This is a genomic window from Janthinobacterium sp. (assembly GCF_009923995.1).
In the GTDB taxonomy this organism is placed as follows: Bacteria; Pseudomonadota; Gammaproteobacteria; order Burkholderiales; family Burkholderiaceae_D; genus Janthinobacterium.
The window spans coordinates 165410-184144 of sequence record NZ_RFSK01000004.1 but is presented as its reverse complement, the minus strand read 5'-3'; the positions used below and the strand labels follow the sequence as shown (position 1 = coordinate 184144).

15 protein-coding genes and 2 pseudogenes are annotated in these 18735 nt (G+C 67.8%); 6 read left to right on the top strand and 11 right to left on the bottom strand.

Features of this window, described 5'->3' with window-relative positions; genetic code table 11:
• The 3 genes and pseudogenes from EBS11_RS03720 to EBS11_RS03710 all read left to right on the top strand — a co-directional run.
• Positions 1-453 (top strand): UDP binding domain-containing protein (locus EBS11_RS03720; RefSeq protein WP_290600644.1); only part of this gene is annotated, 453 nt, incomplete at its 5' end.
• Positions 454-530: 77 nt separating this feature from the next.
• Positions 531-794: pseudogene (locus EBS11_RS03715) on the top strand (GDP-mannose 4,6-dehydratase); the annotation flags it as partial.
• Between the two features lie 663 nt (positions 795-1457).
• A pseudogene (locus tag EBS11_RS03710) lies at positions 1458-2222 on the top strand (NAD-dependent epimerase/dehydratase family protein); the annotation flags it as partial.
• Between the two features lie 429 nt (positions 2223-2651).
• On the opposite strand, the gene EBS11_RS03705 reads toward EBS11_RS03710, so the two are convergent.
• From EBS11_RS03705 to EBS11_RS03695, 3 genes are read right to left on the bottom strand one after another with little or no spacing between them, the layout of a single operon-like run.
• Positions 2652-4160, bottom strand: coding sequence for a SpoVR family protein (locus tag EBS11_RS03705; RefSeq protein WP_290600643.1), 1509 nt, complete (start codon positions 4158-4160; stop codon positions 2652-2654).
• A complete protein-coding gene (locus tag EBS11_RS03700) occupies positions 4157-5422 on the bottom strand; it encodes a DUF444 family protein (RefSeq protein ID WP_290600642.1) in 1266 nt (421 codons plus the stop codon). Before EBS11_RS03700 ends, EBS11_RS03705 begins: the two co-directional genes overlap by 4 nt.
• 2 nt (positions 5423-5424) lie before the next feature.
• Positions 5425-7419, bottom strand: coding sequence for a serine protein kinase (locus EBS11_RS03695; protein WP_290600640.1), 1995 nt, complete (start codon positions 7417-7419; stop codon positions 5425-5427).
• Between the two features lie 221 nt (positions 7420-7640).
• Here EBS11_RS03695 and EBS11_RS03690 point away from each other — a divergent pair, with 221 nt between their 5' ends.
• Complete coding sequence (locus tag EBS11_RS03690; protein WP_290600639.1) at positions 7641-8816, top strand: hypothetical protein; 1176 nt, start codon at positions 7641-7643, stop codon at positions 8814-8816.
• Between the two features lie 165 nt (positions 8817-8981).
• Positions 8982-9308 (top strand): hypothetical protein, encoded by a 327-nt coding sequence (locus tag EBS11_RS03685; RefSeq protein WP_290600637.1) that lies wholly within the window; start codon positions 8982-8984, stop codon positions 9306-9308.
• Positions 9309-9546: 238 nt separating this feature from the next.
• Here EBS11_RS03685 and EBS11_RS03680 read toward each other — a convergent pair whose 3' ends face one another.
• The 8 genes from EBS11_RS03680 to EBS11_RS03645 all read right to left on the bottom strand — a co-directional run bounded on the left by EBS11_RS03680 (position 9547) and on the right by EBS11_RS03645 (position 17337).
• Complete coding sequence (locus tag EBS11_RS03680; RefSeq protein ID WP_290600635.1) at positions 9547-10983, bottom strand: catalase; 1437 nt, start codon at positions 10981-10983, stop codon at positions 9547-9549.
• A 259-nt stretch (positions 10984-11242) separates the two neighbouring features.
• Positions 11243-11506 carry a hypothetical protein gene (locus tag EBS11_RS03675; protein WP_290600634.1) on the bottom strand — a complete coding sequence of 88 codons (264 nt, stop codon included), beginning with the start codon at positions 11504-11506 and terminating at the stop codon, positions 11243-11245.
• 128 nt (positions 11507-11634) lie between these two features.
• Positions 11635-12327, bottom strand: coding sequence for a tetratricopeptide repeat protein (locus tag EBS11_RS03670; RefSeq protein WP_290600632.1), 693 nt, complete (start codon positions 12325-12327; stop codon positions 11635-11637).
• A 56-nt stretch (positions 12328-12383) separates the two neighbouring features.
• On the bottom strand, positions 12384-14480 hold the full coding sequence (locus EBS11_RS03665) for a bifunctional 2',3'-cyclic-nucleotide 2'-phosphodiesterase/3'-nucleotidase (protein ID WP_290600630.1): 2097 nt from the start codon (positions 14478-14480) through the stop codon (positions 12384-12386).
• Between the two features lie 89 nt (positions 14481-14569).
• Entirely contained in the window at positions 14570-15022 is a 453-nt protein-coding gene (locus EBS11_RS03660; protein ID WP_290600628.1) for a TlpA disulfide reductase family protein, read from the bottom strand.
• On the bottom strand, positions 15019-15486 hold the full coding sequence (locus EBS11_RS03655; protein WP_290600627.1) for a DUF3299 domain-containing protein: 468 nt from the start codon (positions 15484-15486) through the stop codon (positions 15019-15021). Before EBS11_RS03655 ends, EBS11_RS03660 begins: the two co-directional genes overlap by 4 nt.
• A 10-nt stretch (positions 15487-15496) precedes the next feature.
• On the bottom strand, positions 15497-16684 hold the full coding sequence (locus tag EBS11_RS03650) for an FtsX-like permease family protein (protein WP_290600626.1): 1188 nt from the start codon (positions 16682-16684) through the stop codon (positions 15497-15499).
• Entirely contained in the window at positions 16681-17337 is a 657-nt protein-coding gene (locus tag EBS11_RS03645) for an ATP-binding cassette domain-containing protein (RefSeq protein WP_290600625.1), read from the bottom strand. Before EBS11_RS03645 ends, EBS11_RS03650 begins: the two co-directional genes overlap by 4 nt.
• 148 nt (positions 17338-17485) lie before the next feature.
• On the opposite strand from EBS11_RS03645, the gene zigA reads away from it, so the two are divergent.
• Positions 17486-18727 carry a zinc metallochaperone GTPase ZigA gene (gene zigA / locus EBS11_RS03640; RefSeq protein WP_290600623.1) on the top strand — a complete coding sequence of 414 codons (1242 nt, stop codon included), beginning with the start codon at positions 17486-17488 and terminating at the stop codon, positions 18725-18727.
• Positions 18728-18735: the final 8 nt, after the last annotated feature.

Genomic DNA, 18735 nt, shown 5'->3' with positions numbered 1-18735 from the left:
GTGATCCTGGCCGGGCGCCGCATCAACGACGGCATGGCCAAGTTCGTGGCGGAAAAGACCATCAAGGAAATGGTGCGCGCCGGTTTCAAGCTGAAGGGCGCGCACGTGAACGTGCTGGGCCTGACCTTCAAGGAAAATTGCCCGGACCTGCGCAACTCGAAAGTGGTCGACATGATCCATGAGTTGCAATCCTACGGCGTGCAGGTGCACGTGCACGACCCCGTCGCGGACGGGCGTGAGGCGCTGGAGGAATACGGGCTGTCGCTGGAGAGCTGGGAACAGCTGCCGCGGGCCGAAGCCATCATCAGCGCCGTCTCGCACCACGCCCTGCTGGCCCGTCCCCTGGGCGACTTCCAGGCCAAGGTGCTGGAAAACGGCTGCTTCATCGACATCAAGTCGCATTTCGACCCCCGTCCCCTGCAGGACGGCGGCCTGCACGTGTGGCGGCTGTGATGGCGGCCGGCGACGGCAAGGCCGCTGCGGGCAGTGATCAGGCTGGCAACCTGCCTGGCTTGCCAGGATCGATTGCCGTGCCGAGTGCGTATGCGCGCGCCTGCGCGCAGCTGCAGCAGGCGCCGCGCCGCTGGCTGGTGACGGGCGTGGCCGGCTTCATCGGTTCGCACCTGCTGGAAACCCTGCTGAAGCTGGGCCAGGAAGTGCGCGGACTGGACAATTTCATGACGGGCCACCGCCACAACCTGGAGCAGGTGCGCGCCAGCGTGGGCGAAGACGCGTGGCGGCGCTTCACCTTCATCGAGGGCGACATCCGCGACCCGCAAGCCTGCGCGCGCGCCTGCGGCGGCGGACCCGGCCCTGTTGATCCAGGCGTCGCCGCGCCGGCCGGCCGTGGCGAGTCCGGCGCCAGCGACGGGCAAATTAGCGACCCCGGCACCGGAGCGCATGCCGGCGATGGCGTATGCGCGCGCATCGGCGCCAGCCATGCCAACGCGAAAGGGGCCGGTGGCACCGGGGCTGGCGCGTGCGACGGCGATGGCGCAAGCCGCGGCGCGCATGACAGCCGTGGCCGCATGGCAGGCGTGGGCGAGGGGGCCGGCAGCGGCGACGCAAGCGGCGGCCAGGACGGCGCAAGCGACGGCAGCAGGGCTGGCCATGGCGGCGGGGCAGGCGGTGTCATGCCGGCAAGCCATGACGGCTGCGCCAGCCAGGCTGCTGCGCAACAGGCAGGCAGCGCTGCCGGTGTCGAGGGCCGTGACGGCACGGGCCGGCGCACGGCCAGGGATGGCGCCGTCAACGGCACGACCACGGCTGGCGAGGCAGGCGATGCCAGCTGGGCCTGTACGGGCGGGAGCATGGCCAGCGCTGGCGGCGCCGGAAAGGCCAAAGACGCCGAAGACGCCGCTGCCACGCGTGGCGCGGCCGGAGCGGCTGGCGCAGATGGCATGGACGGCGCCGGACGGGCGGACGGCGGCGAGGGCGAGGGCGATGGGGGCGGTCCCGTCGACTACGTGCTGCACCAGGCCGCGCTCGGGTCCGTGCCCCGTTCGCTGGCCGACCCGCTGCTGTGCCATGCCGTCAATGTCAGCGGCTTTCTCAACATGCTGGCCGCCGCGCGCGACGCGGGCGTGCGGCGCTTCGTGTACGCGGCCTCGAGCGCCACGTACGGCGACCACCCGGCCTTGCCGAAAGTGGAACAGCACATCGGCGCGCCCCTGTCGCCGTATGCCCTGAGTAAATATGTCAACGAACTGTACGCGCAGGTGTACGCCCGCTGCTACGCCACGCAAACGGTCGGCTTGCGCTACTTCAATGTCTTCGGCCCGCGCCAGGACCCGCTGGGCGCCTACGCGGCCGTGATCCCCCGCTGGATCGCCGCCATGCTGGAGCGGCAGCCCGTGCGCATCCACGGCGACGGCGCCACCAGCCGGGACTTCTGCTTCGTCCACAATGCCGTGCAGGCGAACATCCTGGCCGCCACGTGCGCCGATCCGGCCGCCATCAACCAGGTCTACAACGTGGCCGTGAATGCCCGCACGAGCCTGACGCAGCTGCACGACAGCATGCAGCAGATGCTGCTGGCCGCCAGCCCGGGCCACGTGCCGCTGGCGCCCGAGTATGGCGACTTCCGCGCCGGCGACGTGCGCCATTCCCAGGCCGACATCGCCAAGGCGGCCCGCCTGCTCGGCTATGCTCCCACGCACGACGTGGCGCAGGGCCTGCGCCAGACCGTCGCCTGGTACGTGGCGCAAGTGTCCCGCCCCTGAACCCAGCCGCCCGGGCGCGAGGAGGCCAGGCTAGCCGCGGCGAGGTGGCTAGCCGCAGGGCTTGCCTGCCGGTGGCGCCATGCCCGCCAGCAGCCGGCTGCACAGGCCCGGCGCCGCCAGCGACCTTGCTGAACCTGCCCCCGCACCGCCCTGTCGGCGCCTGGCCTTGCCCATTCCGCCTTGCCCGTGCAGGCTGCCATGCAAGATGAAAGATGAAAGATGCAGGCTGCAAGATGCAAGCTGGAAGATGGCGCATGCGCGATGCAGATGCAGATGCAAGATGGACGATGGAAGTCCATCTCCATGCAAGCACGTTGCCATGCAGGCACCCCTGCGCGCGCCCGTGCACCTTCCTGCGCGGCCGTCTGCGTCCGTGGGGCGCCGCAATGCTGTGCGCCGGCAGCCATGCCCCTGGCGGGCAGGGCTGGATCAGCGCTGCACGGGGGCCGCCGTCGGTGCCGGCGGTTCCGGCACGCCCTCGCTCTTGCCCTCCTTCTTGCTGCCGATGGTGCGCGGCGTGCCGCGGAAATCGGCCGTGTGCAGGGTGACGGGGCGGCGCCAGACGCGGGCGATGTAGGCCAGCACCTGTTCCGCCTGCTCCAGGTCCAGGCCGCGTCCATCGCGCTGGTGGTCGTGGCGCAGCACCAGGCTGCCGTCGTCGTTGAGCAGGGTGGCGGCAACGCAGGGCGCGCCATAATTGTATTTCGGCGCCAGGATGGCTTCGCGGATGGCCGCCACGTCGCGGCTGGCCAGGCGCGTCTCGCCGTCGCGCCGGCTTTCATGCACGAACAGGCCCAGGCGGTCGGCCAGCCCGGCATCGAGATAGTTGCGGATGAAGCTGAAATCGTCATCGTCGCGGCAGATCTGGCGCGCCCGCGCCAGGCCTTCCCGTTCGATGATGTGTTCCCACATGCAAAAGCCCAGGTGATACGGGTTGATGGCGAGCGCCAGCTGGTGCTCGCCCGCGTACTGGCGCACCACGTCCGAATGCGACTTGATGGCGGACAGGTAGAGCGCTGGCGGCAGGAAATCCGCCTCGCGCAGCAGCCGCGCATGCCAGTACGACGCCCAGCCTTCGTTCATGATCTGGCAGGCAAACACGGGATAGAAGTAGAACGACTCTTCGCGCACGGCGAGGAAGATGTCGCGTTCCCAGTCCGCCAGTTCCGGCCCGTAGCGGGCGATGAACCACAGCAAGTCGTATTCCGGCCGGGGCGGCAGCAGCGGCCGTTGCGCCACGCGCGCCCGCGCCGCCTCGTGCGCCGCCAGCGCGGCGGACTCGCCCGGCAGGCGCTGGTAGCGCTGCGCGAAGGGGGGGACTGGCCCTGTCGCGTCGGCCGCTTCGTCGCCCGTGGCCGGGTCCGGGTAGGCGGGGCGGTGCAGGGCGGCATGGATGTCCACGTGCTGCTCCAGGGCCAGCGCCGCGTCCAGCACGGCTTCCACCTTGTCCTGGCCATGGCGCTGCAGCGCCGCCTCGATGCGCTGCGCCCGCGCCACGCTCTGTTCCAGGATGTGCGTGCCCGCCATGGCGCCGAAGCGCTGGAACAGGGCATTGCGGCTGGCAAAGTCGGCGTGGCCCAGCACATGGGCCGTGACGAGGGTGTTTTCCGCCACGGAATTGTGTTCCGCCATGTAGGCGTGGCAGGGGTCGCCCGGAAACATGACTTCGAAGATATGCGAATTGCCCATCTTCTGGTGCACGAGCTGGTGGATGTAGCGCACGCCGAACGACCAGTGGCGCATGCGCACGGGCAAGCCATAGATGGCGATCTCGGCCATGAAGCTGTCGGGCACCAGTTCGAAGTCGACGCGGGGAAACTCCAGGCCCTGCGCCTGCGCCAGCGCTTCGATGCGCGCCGCGTAGCCGGCCAGGGCATCCGCGTCGGCGGCATTCGCGGCCCCCGCCGCCCCCGTCTGCGTGTGTGGCCGTGCGCTCATGCGGCTTCCTCCGTGCCGGCCGCTTCATGCTGGAAGAAGGTGCGGATGGCCGCCCACACGTCGTCCGGCTTGGCCAGGATGCTGCTGTGCAGGGGCAAGCCGTGCCGTTCCTGCTCGGCGCACAGGCGGTGCATTTCCGTTTCCAGGCTGCGCGCCACGCCCGGCACCGTTTCCACATAGCCCATGTAGTTGAGCAGCCCGGCCAGTTCGGCCAGGGCCTGGCTGGCCGCGGCGCGGTCTTCGCTGAAGTTCTCGCCATCGGAAGCGTAGAACAGGTAGGCGTTGTAGCGGCCCGGCGCATAGCGTTCCTGCAACAGTTCACGGCTCAGGCGGAAGGCGCCGGACGCCATGGTGCCCCCCATGCCGTTGACCTGGAAGAACTCGGCTTCGGAAAATTCCCAGGCCCGCGTCGTGTGGGCAATGAAACGGGTTTCCACCCTCGCATAGCTGCGGCGCAAGCCCTGCAAGGCAAAGAAGAAGAAGGACTTGGCCAGCTTGCGTTCCGCCTGCGCCATGCTGGCCGACACGTCCAGCACGAAGAAGACGACGGCATTCGTGCTGGGACGGGGCCGCAGCAAGACTTGCCGGTAGCGCAAGTCGTCATTGGTGAAGGGGACGGGTTGCGCTTGCAGCGCGCGCCGCTTGATGGCTTCCTTGACGGTGCGGCGCCGGTCCAGGCGCGAGCGGGCGCCATGCCGGTCGATGCCCGAGCGCAGCAGCTGCACGTCGTCGAGCGCGCTCAGGTGGCGCGGCTTCAGATGCGGCAGCTTGAGTTCCTCCCACAGCCAGTCGAGGATGTCGTCCACGGCAAATTCGAGCAGCAGGCGCACTTCGCCCTCGCCATCGCCCCCTGCGCCCTGTGCGTCGCCTTCGCCCGTGGGGGCAGGGCGGGCCGCGCGCAGGATATCCCCGGGCTGGCCTTCGCCCTGGCCCGCGCCGGTGCTGTTGCGCGCCGGCGCCAGGCGGAAGTGGGCATGTTCGAGCAGGCGCACGGGCACTTGCACCGTGCGCTGCTGCGGTCCGCCGATCAGGTCGGGGCCGGCGATCAGCTCGGGCAGGTGCGCCTGCACGGCTTCGCGCACCTTCTGGTTGTGGCGCAGCCAGTCGCGCGCGCCGCGCGAAAACAGCGCGTACCACGGCTGCGCCAGCTGTCCCGCCGTGGCCGGCTGGCTGCCCGGCCCGGCATCGGCAATGCGGGCGGGCGGGGCCGGCGGCCCATGGTCGGCGCCGTTTCCTTCGCCTGGCGTGACGGTGGCGGGCATGGCTATTCCTGTGCCAGCAAGGTGGTGACGTAGTTCAGCGCCTCGCGCGCGCTGTGGGCGTCGTAGCCGTATTCCTCGACGAGGCGCCGTTCGACGGCGGAGATCTTGGCCCGCACGTCGTCATCGGGACGCTTGGCCGAACTGACCAGGCGCAGCACGTCGCGCCGCTGCTCGAACAGATATTGCTGTACGGCATCGTTCAACTGCGCGTGGCTGCCCAGGCCAAACGCTTCGCCCCGCTTGAAGGCGCCCATGGCCTTGCGCACGACTTCCTGGCGGAAGGATTGCTTGCCCGAGTCGCTGATATGGATTTTTTCCTCGACGGCGCGCAGGAAGCGTTCGTCGGGACGGCGCTCCTCGCTGGTGATGGGGTCGCGGATCTGGCGGTTGTCCAGCATGGCTTCGACTTCATCGAGGTATTTGTTGAGCAGGTCCTGCGCCTCCTGCTCGAACGAGACGAACAGGGCCTTGTGCACGTCGGCCTTGACCCAGCGGTTATAAAAATCCTTGCGCGTCAGGACCAGGTAATCGATCCACTTGCGCTTGCGGCGCGGCTCGATGCGGGCATCGCTGTCGATGCCATCCTTCAGGGCCAGCAGCACGTCCATCGTGGACAGGCTGTTGCGCCGGGCCGCGATGATGGCGTGCGACAGGGCATTGATGACGAAGCGGGGCGAGACGCCCGACAAGCCTTCGTCGGGCGCCTTGTCGCGCTCGCGGATGCGCCTGACCTCGGCATGGGGCAGGTCCTCGACGTCCTCGTCGGCATAGATGCGCAGCTTCTTGACCAGTTCCGCCTCCTTTTCCTCGCCTTCGGACAGGCGGCTCAGGATGGCGAACACGGCCGCCGCATGCAGCACGTGCGGGTCCAGGTGCACGTCGCGGAAGGCGGGTGCGGCAGAGCGGATCAGCTTGCGGTAGATGCGCGCTTCCTCGCGGTAGTTGAGCGTGTACGGCACTTGCACGATGACCATGCGGTCGAGCAGCGCCTCGTTTTCGCTTTCTTGCAGGAATTTGCGAAATTCCGCCAGGTTCGTGTGGGCGACGATGGTTTCGTCGAGGTAAATCAGGGGAAAACGCGACACCTTGACATTCTTTTCCTGCGTCAGGGTCAGCAGCAGGTAGAGGAATTCCCGCTTGACCTTGAGGATTTCGATCATTTCCAGCATGCCGCGGCTGGCGGCATACACGGCGCCCGACCACGACCAGGCGCGCGGGTCGCCCTCGTCGCCGTACTGCGCTACCTTCGACAGGTCGACGGAGCCGACCAGGTCGGCCAGGTCGGCCGTGGTGGGGTCGTGCGGTGCATACGTGCCGATGCCGCAGCGTCCCGCTTCCGACAGGTACAGCTGTTCCACGGGCATGCGCAGGAAGTCGCCCCCGTAGTGCTCCTCCAGCCGCGCCCGGCAATGAGGACACAGTTCGCCCTGCAGCTCGACGCCGTAGCTGGCGCGAAAGTCCGCGCGCATGCCGTGCGGTACCAGGTGCAGCGGCGATTCGTGCACGGGGCAGCCGCCGATGCCGTACAGCGCGCCCTCGGCGCTGTGGCTGTATTCTTCCAGGCCCCGCTTGAGCAGGATGACCATGGTCGACTTGCCGCCCGACGGCGGGCCCAGCAACAGCAGCATGCGCCGTCCCACTTCGGAACCGGCGGCCGCCGCCTTGAAATACGCGGCCACGCGGTCGATCGCTTCGTCGATGCCGAACAGCTCGTCGTCGAACAGGCGGCAGCGGAAGCGCCCGCTGTCATCCGTCTGGCCATTCCAGCGCATCATGTCCCACAGGTACTGGTGGGCGCTGCGCGCCTGCAGGGCCGCGCCGGCCGGCACGACGTGTTCGAGGAAGTCGGCAAAGCTGCCGCGCCAGGGGCTGAGGCGGTGTTCCGCCGCGTAGCTGGCCATGCCGTGCACGAAGCGGGCGCGCCGCCCCTCGCCATCAGGCGCGCCGTCCTGCGCGCCGTTGCCTGCCGCACCATCGTGCATACCGAGACTCGTCATCTTGTCCTCTTCGCCGGGTCGCCCCCTGCCTGTCGATCAAGTATACGGCGCCGTCACTGTGCGCACGCCTGATCTTGCTCAAGCTTGAAAACGGAACTATTCGCGCCGTGTTTTACCCATGCGGGAGCGGCGCGGCCCGCGCCTGCGCGGTTCAATCCAGATCAATACCGGGCGCCGCCGTCGGCCCACACTGGACATTCCGAACGACCCACGAGGAGAACATGATGATCGACAATGGTTTCAGCGCCCCGCCCGGCAATGCCGGCAGGGGCCAGGCTGCGGACGACGAAGAAGCCTTCCAGCAGTTTGCCGCGCCGGGCGACGGCGACGGCATGATCGAGAGCGCCTCCGTGTCGGAAGTGCCCGATGCCTTGAGCGGCGTCAGCATGGAATTGTTGGAAATCAAGCGCAGCATCGAGGATGGCATGCGCCAGGCCATTTCCCAGGCGGCGGGGGTGCGCGCCGCCGACGCCTTCAACGATGCGGGCAATATCCAGGGCGTGTCCATCGGCCTGGGCGAGGGCGCCAGCGACAGTTCCTCGGGCGAGCCGGGCATGCCGGCCCTGACCCTGTACGTGGCCGAACCCACCTCCGTCGACCGCGCCAAGGCCGCCATCGTTGGCGCCATGGGGGTGCGCGCCGTGGCCAGCGACAACGTGCCCGTGAATATCGTCGTCACGGGCGTGATCGATGCGCAGCCCCACCGTTTCCGCCTGCGTCCGGCGCCGGGCGGGGTGTCCGTGGGCCACTTCCGCATCACGGCGGGCACCATCGGCTGCCTGGCCGTGGGCCGCACGCCGCCGCGCACGAGCCGTTTGATGATCCTGAGCAATAACCACGTGCTGGCCAATTCGAATGGCGGCGTGTTCAACGACTGCATCGTGCAGCCCGGCCCCATCGACGGCGGCCGCTGCCCGCAGGACCAGGTGGCCGTGCTGGAACGCTTCGTGCCCATCAATTTCAGCGGCGGCGTCAATTTCGTCGATTGCGCCACCGGCTGGGCCTGGCCAGACCGCGTGCGGCCCGAGCTGGTCTACCTGAGCGGCGGCGTGCCCGCGTATTTCCGCATCAGCAATGCGCTCGTGGCGCCCGCGCTGGGCATGCTGGTCGGCAAATCCGGGCGCACCACGCAATTGACGCAGGGCCGCATCACGGGCCTGGGCGCCACCATCAACGTCAATTACGGCGGCGGCAGGATCGCGCTGTTCCAGGACCAGATCGCCATCACGGGCGTCAGCGGTCCCTTCAGCGCGGGCGGCGATTCCGGCTCGTCCATCTGGACCTGGAACCAGCAGCGCAATCCCGTCGGCCTGCTGTTTGCCGGCGGCGGCAACATCACCTTCGCCAACCAGATGCGCCGCGTGGTGGTGGCGCTCGACATCAACCTGTACACCTGACGGCCGGGACGGCGCAAACGGCCTTGCAGGGCGCGCTCCCTTGCACGATGATGCTGGTGCGGGGGGCCGCAGCCGCGCGGGGCCGAGGCCCGGACCGGGACCGGCGCACGGTGCTGCAACGCCGGATGGCCGGGTGTATCATGGAGTGCAACAGGAGGGTGTGTCATGTCAAACAGTAAATTCACACAATCGCCATACGCCGTCTTCGAGGACGCCGCCATGCCGTATGTGCCGGACGAGCTACCGGGCCAGGGACATTGCGCCCCTGCCGCGCCCCGGGGCCGCCTGGAAGCGGCCAGGCGGCGCAACGAGCGGGCGCTGATGGCCATCGACGGCGTCGAAGGCGTCAGCCTGGGACAGACCGCCATCGGCAAGGAAGCGCTCGTCGTGTACCTGCGCGACCCGTCCGTCAAGCGGCGCGTGCCCCTGCAGGTGGAGGGATATCCGGTCGAAACGAGCATCACGGGCCAGATCGATATCCAGCGCTGGTAGGAAAGCCGGCCTGACGGCGCTGCCATCAGGTCACAGGTCACCAGGACGCCGGCACGGCAGGCGGCGGCGCGTCGTGAAGGCGGGGATTGCCGTGCGCGGCAGGTGGACAGGCGCGCCGGCGGGCCTGCATGGCCAGCCATCCCGGCCTGGCCATGCCTTCCAGCTTGCTCGCCTGCGTACCCGAACGCGAACTCTTTCCTGCTGACTTGCCTGTTGACTTGCCTGCCGATTTGCCTGCTTATTTGCTCAGGCGGCCGATCGCTTCGGCCACGCCCGCGCCATAGGCGGGGTCGCACAGGGTGCAGTTGCCGATGTGCCGCTGCTTGACCTGGTCCGAGGCGCCCGAGATGGCGCGCGCCGTATTCTCGAACAGCACTTGCTGCTGTGCCGGCGTCATCAGCTGGAACAGGGCGCGCGGCTGCGAGTAGTAATCCTCGTCGACGCGGTGGTTCCAGTGGTCGGCCGCGCCTTCGAGGCTCAATGGCGGCTCGCGGAAGTCGGGCTGCTCCGCCCATTCCTGCTCGCTGTTCGGCTCATAGCCCAGGGTTCCGCCCTGGTTGCCATCCACGCGCATCTGGCCGTCGCGGTGGTAGCTGTGGAACGGGCACTTCGGCGCATTGACGGGGATGTGGCTGTGGTTGACGCCCAGGCGGTAACGCTGCGCGTCGCCGTACGAGAACAGCCGGCCCTGCAGCATCTTGTCCGGCGAAAAGCTGATGCCGGGCACCACGTTGGCCGGGTTGAAGGCGGCTTGCTCCACTTCCGCGAAGTGGTTGTCCGCATTGCGGTTCAGTTCCAGCACGCCCACCTCGATCAGCGGATAGTCGCCGTGCGGCCACACCTTCGACAGGTCGAAGGGGTTGATGTGGTAGGTGCCCGCCTCTTTTTCCGGCATGATCTGCACGTACAGGGTCCAGCGGGGGAAATCCTTGTTTTCGATGCTTTCGTACAGGTCGCGGTGCGAGCTTTCGCGGTCCTTGCCCACCAGTTCTTCCGCTTCCGCGTCCGTCAGGTTCTGGATGCCTTGCTGGGTTTTAAAGGTGAACTTGACCCAGAACCGTTCATTTTGCGCGTTCAGGAAGCTGAAGGTATGGCTGCCGAAGCCGTGCATGTGGCGGAAGCTGCGCGGCAAGCCCCGGTCGCTCATCACCACCGTCACCTGGTGCAGCGCTTCCGGCAAGGACGACCAGAAATCCCAGTTGCTGTTGGCGCTGCGCAAGCCCGTGCGCGGGTCGCGCTTGATGGCGTGGTTCAGGTCGGGAAATTTCAGGGGGTCGCGCATGAAGAAGACGGGCGTGTTGTTGCCAACCAGGTCCCAGTTGCCTTCTTCCGTGTAGAACTTCAGGGCGAAGCCGCGGATGTCGCGTTCCGCGTCCGCCGCGCCCCGTTCGCCGGCCACCGTGGAAAAGCGCGCGAACATGGGGGTTTGCTTGCCCACGGCGCCAAAAATCTTCGCCCGCGTGTAGCGCGTGATGTCGTGCGTGACGGTAAACGTGCCATGCGCGCCGGACCCCTTGGCATGCATGCGGCGTTCGGGGATGACTTCGCGGTCGAAGTGGGCCAGCTTTTCCAGGAACCACACATCTTGCAGCAGGGCAGGGCCACGGGGGCCGGCCGTCTGGATGTTCTGGTTGTCGACTACAGGCGCGCCAAAGGCGGTGGTCAGCTTTTTCATTGGACTCTTTCTTTATAGGGAGGTCGACGGACGAGCCAGGGCCTGCCCAAACACTGGCTGGGCTGAGCGTGTACGACGTGCTCACCGAGGCTGGTCCAGAGTAACAAATTTCTAAAAAGCAAATTGAGTGTAATCCTTTTCGGGGCCGGCAGCAGCCCCGCCGCCTCCGGGGAGGCGGCACGCCCATCATAGCCTCTGGGCAATATCGAGGCCAACACGATAGCCGCGGCGCACGGCGCGGCCCCGCCATCGCGCGCCGTCAGCGGTATCTGGACCAGTTCGCCCGCAGCCACGCCAGCACGGCGCCATGGCCGCGCACGTCGGACGGCAGGTGGCGCCGGATCAGGCGCTCGCACTTGAGCGCCGTCGCCAGGCTGCCGCCCGACCAGCTGTTGCAGCGGTACAGCACTTCATACCATTCGTGGCGGTTCAGCAGGACGCTGTCGGGAATGGCGCGGCGGGCCGGGTCGTCCCCCGGCGCGGGACCGTCGGGATAGCTGAATTGCAAGTCGCTCTTCTTCATGGGGCCCATCCGGTGATCTGCCATGTTCGCCTCGCGCTCGGGTTGCGCCAGGACGGTGATCCTGGCCTGGCAAGCTTATGCTCATGGCCAACATTGCAGGCGGGAATATGGCGCGGCCTTGACCTGGCTTAAAACCTGTTCCAGTTATTGTGCCGGTGCTCCGTCGCTTCCTTCATCAGGTGGCCCGCGCGCAGTGCGTCGTCGGCCTGCACCGTCATGGCCAGTTCCTGGATGGCGGGCGGGTATTCGTGGTGGGCCGCTTCTTCCAGCAGTTCGCGGCCCTTGGCCGGGTCGCGCGGCACGCCGCGGCCTTCGCGGTAGGCGTTGTACAGCAGGAACATGGCATGGGCGTTGCCCAGTTCGCCGGACTTGGCCAGCCAGCGCGCCGCTTCACTCTGATTCTTCGGCACGCCTTCGCCATTCGCCGCCAGCAAGCCCAGCATCAGGGCCGCCTTCGCATGGCCTTGCTGCGCGGCTTGCCGGTACCACGGCCAGGCCTGCTCCGGCGTGGCCGCGCGCAGCATCTGGCCCAGCTCGAACGCGGCTTCCGTGTCGCCCGCGCGGGCCGCCTGTTCAAATAATTTCACCGCGTCGGCGCGGCGTTCGGGTCGGGCCTGGTAAATCAGCGCCAGTTCGCGCTCGGCCACGGGCATGTCCTTGCCGGCCCAGCTGCGTACCTTGCGTTCGGCCTGGTGGTCGCCCGCCTGGCGCGCCAGCATGGCGACGGCTTCGATCTCGGCCGCCGTGGGGGGCGGCGAGGACTGGCAGGCGGCCAGGACCGTGGCCAGCACGAGGGCGGGGAGGGAGAGTGCGTGTTTCATTGGGATCAGCTTTCATCAGGACGGGCCGGAACTGCGCTTGTTCCGGCCCATGGACCTTATTTGCTCAGGTCGATGCGATACTTGGCAAAGCCGCTGGCGTCGAGCCCGCCTTCGGCCGCCACGTTGGCGATGCCGCTGCCTTGCGCCAGGGCCAGGTGGCCCGGCGCCGAGCGCAGGATCACGGGACCGGCCGTGGCCGTCTTGACGAAGCTCCAGCTGCGCGAACTGCCGTTGGCTGCCAAGGTCACCTTGCCGCCCTTGCTGGCCAACGATGCCAGGTAATTGCTGACCACGGCCTGGTTGGCATCGGGCGACTTGATGATGGTCTTGCTGCCATCGATGCCGGGCACGGCGCCGCCGCCGCCGGCGCGGTAGTCGTTCGTTGCCACGATGAAATCGTCGCCATCGGCCACGGGCGCGCCCTTGTACGTGAGGTTGACGATGCGGCTGCCCGATTTTTTCGTCACGTCGATCTGGTACGTCAGCGCATTGTTTTCCGCGTAAAACACGTCATAGTTGTAGATCGTGCCATATGACGGCACCAGGTCCTGCTCGGCGCTGCTGGCCGGATCGATCTGGTTGAATTGCTTGGCCGACGTTTCCAGCCACGCCTTCAAGTCCGACCCCTTGATCTTCACGGCTTGCAGGTTGTTGTTGCTATACAAATACAGATCGCCCGGATTGCGCACCTGCAAGCCGACCGGCGCGGCCGGCGAAGCCCCTGCCGCCACGTCCGTGAAGTCCGATGGCCCGTTGCGGCCCGCCTTGAATGGCGCGCTGCACGAGATGACGGGGATGTTCTTGTAGCTGGACAAGGTGGCGTCCGTGCTGGTGGCGATGAAGTTCTTCACGTAGTCCAGCTGCGCCTGGTTGACGAGCTGGATGGCGCTCACGTCGCCCACCAGGGCGAAATAGGCGGACATCTCGAAATCCGTGCTGATGCCCAGCGGCTGCTTGGCATAGGCGATGGTGGCCGCATGCTCGGTGGCGACGAGCGGCGCGATGGCCGGGTCGGCTTTCACGAGCGTCGTGCCATCCGTGTACTTGAAGCCCCGTGACTCCACCGTCGTCTTGGCCGGCTGCACCACCCATTTGCCGCCCTGGTACACCATGGTCAGCTTGATGATGCCCAAACGGCGGCCCCAGCTTTGCGCCATGACGGTGGGCACGCCGTTGACGAAACCGTTCTCGGCATCGATCTTGGCGCTGGCGGGGAAGGCAGCGAAGGAGGCATCCAGCGCGGCCGCGCCCGTTTCCTTGCCTTTCGGGAAGATCAAGTGCGAATGGCCGATCATCAGCGCGTCGATGCCCGTGCTGGTCAGGTGGTAGCTGCCGTTTTCCATCTTCGGGCTGTAGGGACTGGTATCCAGGCCGCCATGCGACAGGGCCACGACGAGGTCGGCGCCCTTGCTGCGCAGTTCCGGCACGTACTGTTTCGCCGCTTCCTGCACGCCCGTCACGCTGACTTTGCCGGCCAGCACTTTCTGGTCCCATTCGAGGATTTGCGGCGGCACAAAGCTCAGCACGCCCACATTGATCTTGACGGTCAGCTTGCTGCCGTCCGGCGCCGTGGCGGCGAAATCGCGGGGCAGCAGGGTGTAGGGCTGGAAGATGGGCTTGCCGCTGGACACGCCGACGACGTTGCTCAGCACGGAAGGATAGGCGGGCGCGCCGCAGGTGCCCGTTGGCTTACTCACGCCGGGAATGCCGAAATCCGTGTTGGTGATCTGGCTCAGGTAAGCGAGGCCATAGTTGAATTCGTGGTTGCCCATGCCGCCCGCGTCGTATTTCAGCGCGTTCATGGCCTTGTGCACGGCCAGGGTGCCCGTGCAGGGGACGGGCGCGGCCACGGCCTGCAGGTCGGCCAGCAGGGTGCCCTGGATGACGTCGCCGTCATCGAGCAGGACGTTGTTCGGATTTTCCGCGCGCGCGGCCTGGATCAGGGTGGACGTGCGTTCCAGGCCCAGGCTCGTGTCTTCCGCCAGTGCGTAATAGTTGTAGCTCAGGACATTCGAGTGGATGTCCGTCGTTTCCAGCAGCGCCACGCTCACCGTCGTGCCTTCAGGAATGGCTGGCGCCGTATTCGAACTGCCGTTGCAACCGACGAGACCCGCACTTGCCAGCGCCGCCAGCATGACCCAATTTGTTTTCATTACCGCCCTCGGAAAGATTCAAAGGACGCGACTGTAACGCCGCCATATGACGCGGCGATGACAGCCGTGCAGGGCGCATGGATGCGTGCTCAGCGGCAGGCCGCGACGGCTGCCTCCAGCCAGACCGCATCCACGGCGCCCAGGCGCCTGGTGCAGGGCTGATGTTGAGAATTCACAATCACTATGTACGGCAAGGCATTGATTTGATTGCCGAATGTGCTGAGCAGGCCGGGTCCTGCCCGGACGTGCGGATAGGCGGCGGGGTGCTGCCGCAGGAATGCCCGTGCCGGCTGCGGCGCATCGATGGCGATGCCGACGACGGGCAGTGCGGGCTGGCGGGCGGCCAGGGCATTGAAGAGCGGCAGTTCGCGCACGCAGGGCAGGCAGTTGCTGGCCCAGAAGTTCAGCACGACGGCGCGGCCCTGGAATTGCGCCAGGCGCAGCCTGCCGCCGCCATCGAGGCGGGGCAGGTCGAATGCCAGCGGCGCGCCCCCCGCCTGGCAGGCGAGCAGGCTTGCCAGCAGGACCGGCCACGCCTTCATGGCGTCACCACGGCGGCGTCCGTCATGCGGTAGTACAGGCCCATGGGATCGCTGGCCAGCACCTTCAGCCTGCCCTGCACGATGAAGGGCGCGTAGCTGAACTTGACGGGCGTCCTGCTGCGGATTTCCACCACGCCTTCCGGCCCCGCCGGCAGGCAGTAGGGGCAGCTGGCCGACGTGACGGTAAGCAGGAAATGCCGGTGCTTCTGGCCTGGCTCGATGGGCATCATGAAGCCTTGCACTTGCACGTCCGTATTGTCGAGCGCGATGATCTGCGGCGTGTATTTCGGCACCATGCGGCCCTTTTTGGCCTGCACCGAGGTGGCCTGGCCCAGGAGTTTCCACGACACGACGCCCGGCAGGTCGGTCAAGGGAGCGAAGAACGACGGCGGTTCGTCGGCGGGCGCGGCGCAGGCAGTGCCGGCGAGCAGCAGCGCGGCGCCGCATGCCAGGATTTTCAACATGGTTTTCCTTTCAGGGACGGGCCAGGGTGGCGGCGATATCGGTGCGGTAGGCGCGCACGGCGGGCAGGGCGGCGGCCAGCAGGCCGACGGCCACGGCGGTCACGGCCAGCCACGCCTCGCCGGCGGCGATGCGCCACGGCTGCAGGTCCAGCGGCTGCAGCCATTCCAGCGCGGCGATGCCGGCATGGCCCAGCAGCCAGCCGATGGCCGCGCCCGCCAGCGACAGCAGCAAGCCCTGCGCCAGCAGCAGGCGCAGCAGCTTGGCGGGCGAGGCGCCCAGGGTGCGCAGGATGGCCATGTCCAGCGCGCGCTGCTGCAGCGCGCCGTAGAGCGCGACGAACAGCGACAGGGTCGCCACCAGCAGCACGCCGGCGGCGATGGCCCGCAGCACGTCGACACCCGCGCCCAGCAGCGTGAACAGGCGCGCCGCCTCGACGGCGGGCTGGGCCGCCTGCAAGCGGGGCTGGGCATTCACCCAGCGGGGCAGGCCGATGGCGGCCAGGGGCGATGCGTACTGCACCAGCACGGCCGTCAGCTCGCGCCCGGGCGCCGTCGCGGGCGCGGCGGGCGGCTCATCCGGGTCCGTCTCGTGCACCTGCCAGACGGAGGCGACGGGCGTGAGGATCAGCCGGTCCAGCACCGTGCCCGTCGGCTGGAGGATGCCCGTCACCGTGTAGGGCGCATGGTCGTGCAGCTCGCCGCCCGCCGCCAGCCCGTGCGCGCCGGCAAAGCGCGCCCCCACCGTGGCGCCCGTTTCGCGGGCGGCGCGGGCGCCGAACACGACTTGCATGGGCTGGGTGAACAGTTTCCCTTGCGCCAGCTGCGCGCCGTAGTGATCGAGCAGAGCCGTCGTGCTGCCGACGATGCGCAAGCCGTGGAAATTGTCGCCCAGGGCCAGGGGAATGGCGGACCGGACCTGCGGCTGCGCGGCCAGGGCCGCCAGGGCGCTGGCTGGAATGTTGCCGGTCGGAATATCGGCGTGGTACACGGACGACAGGATCAGCTGCAGCGGCGAGCCCTTGGCGCCCACCACCAGGTCGATGCCGCGGGCGTCGCGCCCCGCGCGTTCCTCCAGCTGGCTCGATACGGCGAGGATGAAGGTCATCATGGCGATGCCGGCGGCGACGAGCAGCAGGTTCAGGCACGACGCCAGCGGCGTGTGGCGCAGGGCGCGCCAGGCCAGGGTCAGCGCGTTCATGCCGGCACCGCCAGGGCGGGCAGGCGCAGCACGGCCGCGTCCGGCATGGCGGCCAGCAGGCGGGCGTCGTGGCTGGCGACGAGCAGCGAGGCGCCCGCCTGCGCGGCCTGGCTGGCCAGTACCTCGATGACGGCGGCGCAGGCCACGTCATCGAGGCTGGCCGTCGGCTCGTCGGCCAGGATCAGCTGCGGGCGCATGGCGACGGCGCGGGCGATGGCCACCCGCTGCCGCTGGCCGCCGCTCAGCTGGTGCGGATAGGCGTCCAGCCTGGCGCCCAGGCCCAGCTGCTCCAGCAGGCCGGCCGCACGGCCCGGGTCGGGGCGCCGGCCGCTGGCATAGGCGGGCAGCAGGACATTGTCCAGCGCGTTCAGGCTGGCCACGAGGGCCAGTTGCTGGGGCAGCAAGCCCACGGCGCGGCCGCGCCAGCTGTCGCGCTGGCGCGGGGTCAGGCCGGGCAGGGACGTGCCCGCCACTTCGAGGCGGCCGCCTTGCGGCGCCAGGATGCCTGCCAGCAAATGCAGCAGGGTGGATTTGCCGGAGCCGGATGGCCCCAGCAGCAGGGCGTGGCGCCCGGCGGGCACATCGAAGGCGGCGATGTCCAGCACGGGGCGGGCAGGGCCATAGGCATACGTCAGCGAAGCGAGGTGGAGCATGGGTGGTCTTTCTGGCAGCGGAGTCGGGTGGCATAAAAATGCCGCACAAATGCAAGTGAGCTGCATTATAATTTAAAACGCAATCGACTTGCATTTAAAAATACCGCGTCCCTTGCCCCATTTACCGACCCCATCCGAAGGAAGCCCCATGTCCCCCACGTCCGCTATCCCGCGCAAGCTCCCCGTCACCGTCCTGTCCGGCTTTCTCGGCGCCGGCAAGACCACCTTGCTCAACCACATACTGCGCAACCGCGAAGGCAAGCGCGTGGCCGTCATCGTCAACGACATGAGCGAAGTCAATATCGACGCGGCGCTGGTGAAGGACGGCGCCGCCGCGGCCGGCGCGGCCCTGTCGCGCACGGAAGAAAAACTCGTGGAAATGTCCAACGGCTGCATCTGCTGCACCCTGCGCGACGATCTGCTGCAGGAAGTGCGGCGCCTGGCCCTGGAAGACCGCTTCGACTACCTGCTGATCGAATCGACGGGCGTGGGCGAACCGATGCCCGTGGCCGCCACCTTCGACTTCGAGGATGAGCATGGCGACAGCCTGAACGACGTGGCGCGCATCGACTGCATGGTCACCGTCGTCGACTGCGCCAACCTGCTCAACGATTTCCATAGCGAGGACAGCCTGGAGCAGCGCGGCGAGATCGCGGGCGAGGGCGACGACCGCCAGCTGGCCAACCTGCTGACGGAACAGATCGAGTTTGCCAATGTCATCGTCCTCAACAAGGTGGACATGGTGGGCGCGGACGAGCGCCAGCGCGTGCTGGCCATTCTCAAGGCCTTGAATCCCGGCGCCCGCATCATCGAGACGAACCGGTCCGTCGTGCCGCTGGACGCCATCCTCGGCACCCAGCTGTTCGACCTGGAGCAGGCGGCCGGCATGCCGGGCTGGGCCCAGGAACTGGCGGGCGTGCACACGCCGGAAACGGAGGCCTACGGCATCGCCAGCTTCGTCTACCGGGCCAAGGCGCCGTTCCACGCACAGCGCCTGCACGATTACATCGCCCAGCCGATACCCGGCGTGGTGCGCAGCAAGGGATATTTCTGGCTGGCCAGCCGTCCCGAATGGGTGGCCAGCCTGTCCGGCGCAGGCAAGCTGATGAATATCGAACCCGTGGGCCTGTGGTGGGCGTCCGTGCCGCAGGAGCGCTGGCCGACGGATGCGGCGTCGCTGGCGGAAGTGAGGGCGGGCTGGAGCGAGCCATATGGCGACCGCTACCAGGAACTCGTCTTCATCGGCCAAAACATGGACCAGGCCGCCATCGAGGCGGACCTGAGGCAATGCCAGCTGAGCGACGCGGAAATGCGCCGGGGCATGGCTGCCTGGCGCAGCTTGCCGGACCCGTTTCCCCAGTGGCAGCGCATGGAAGAACTCGAAGATTAACCATCGAT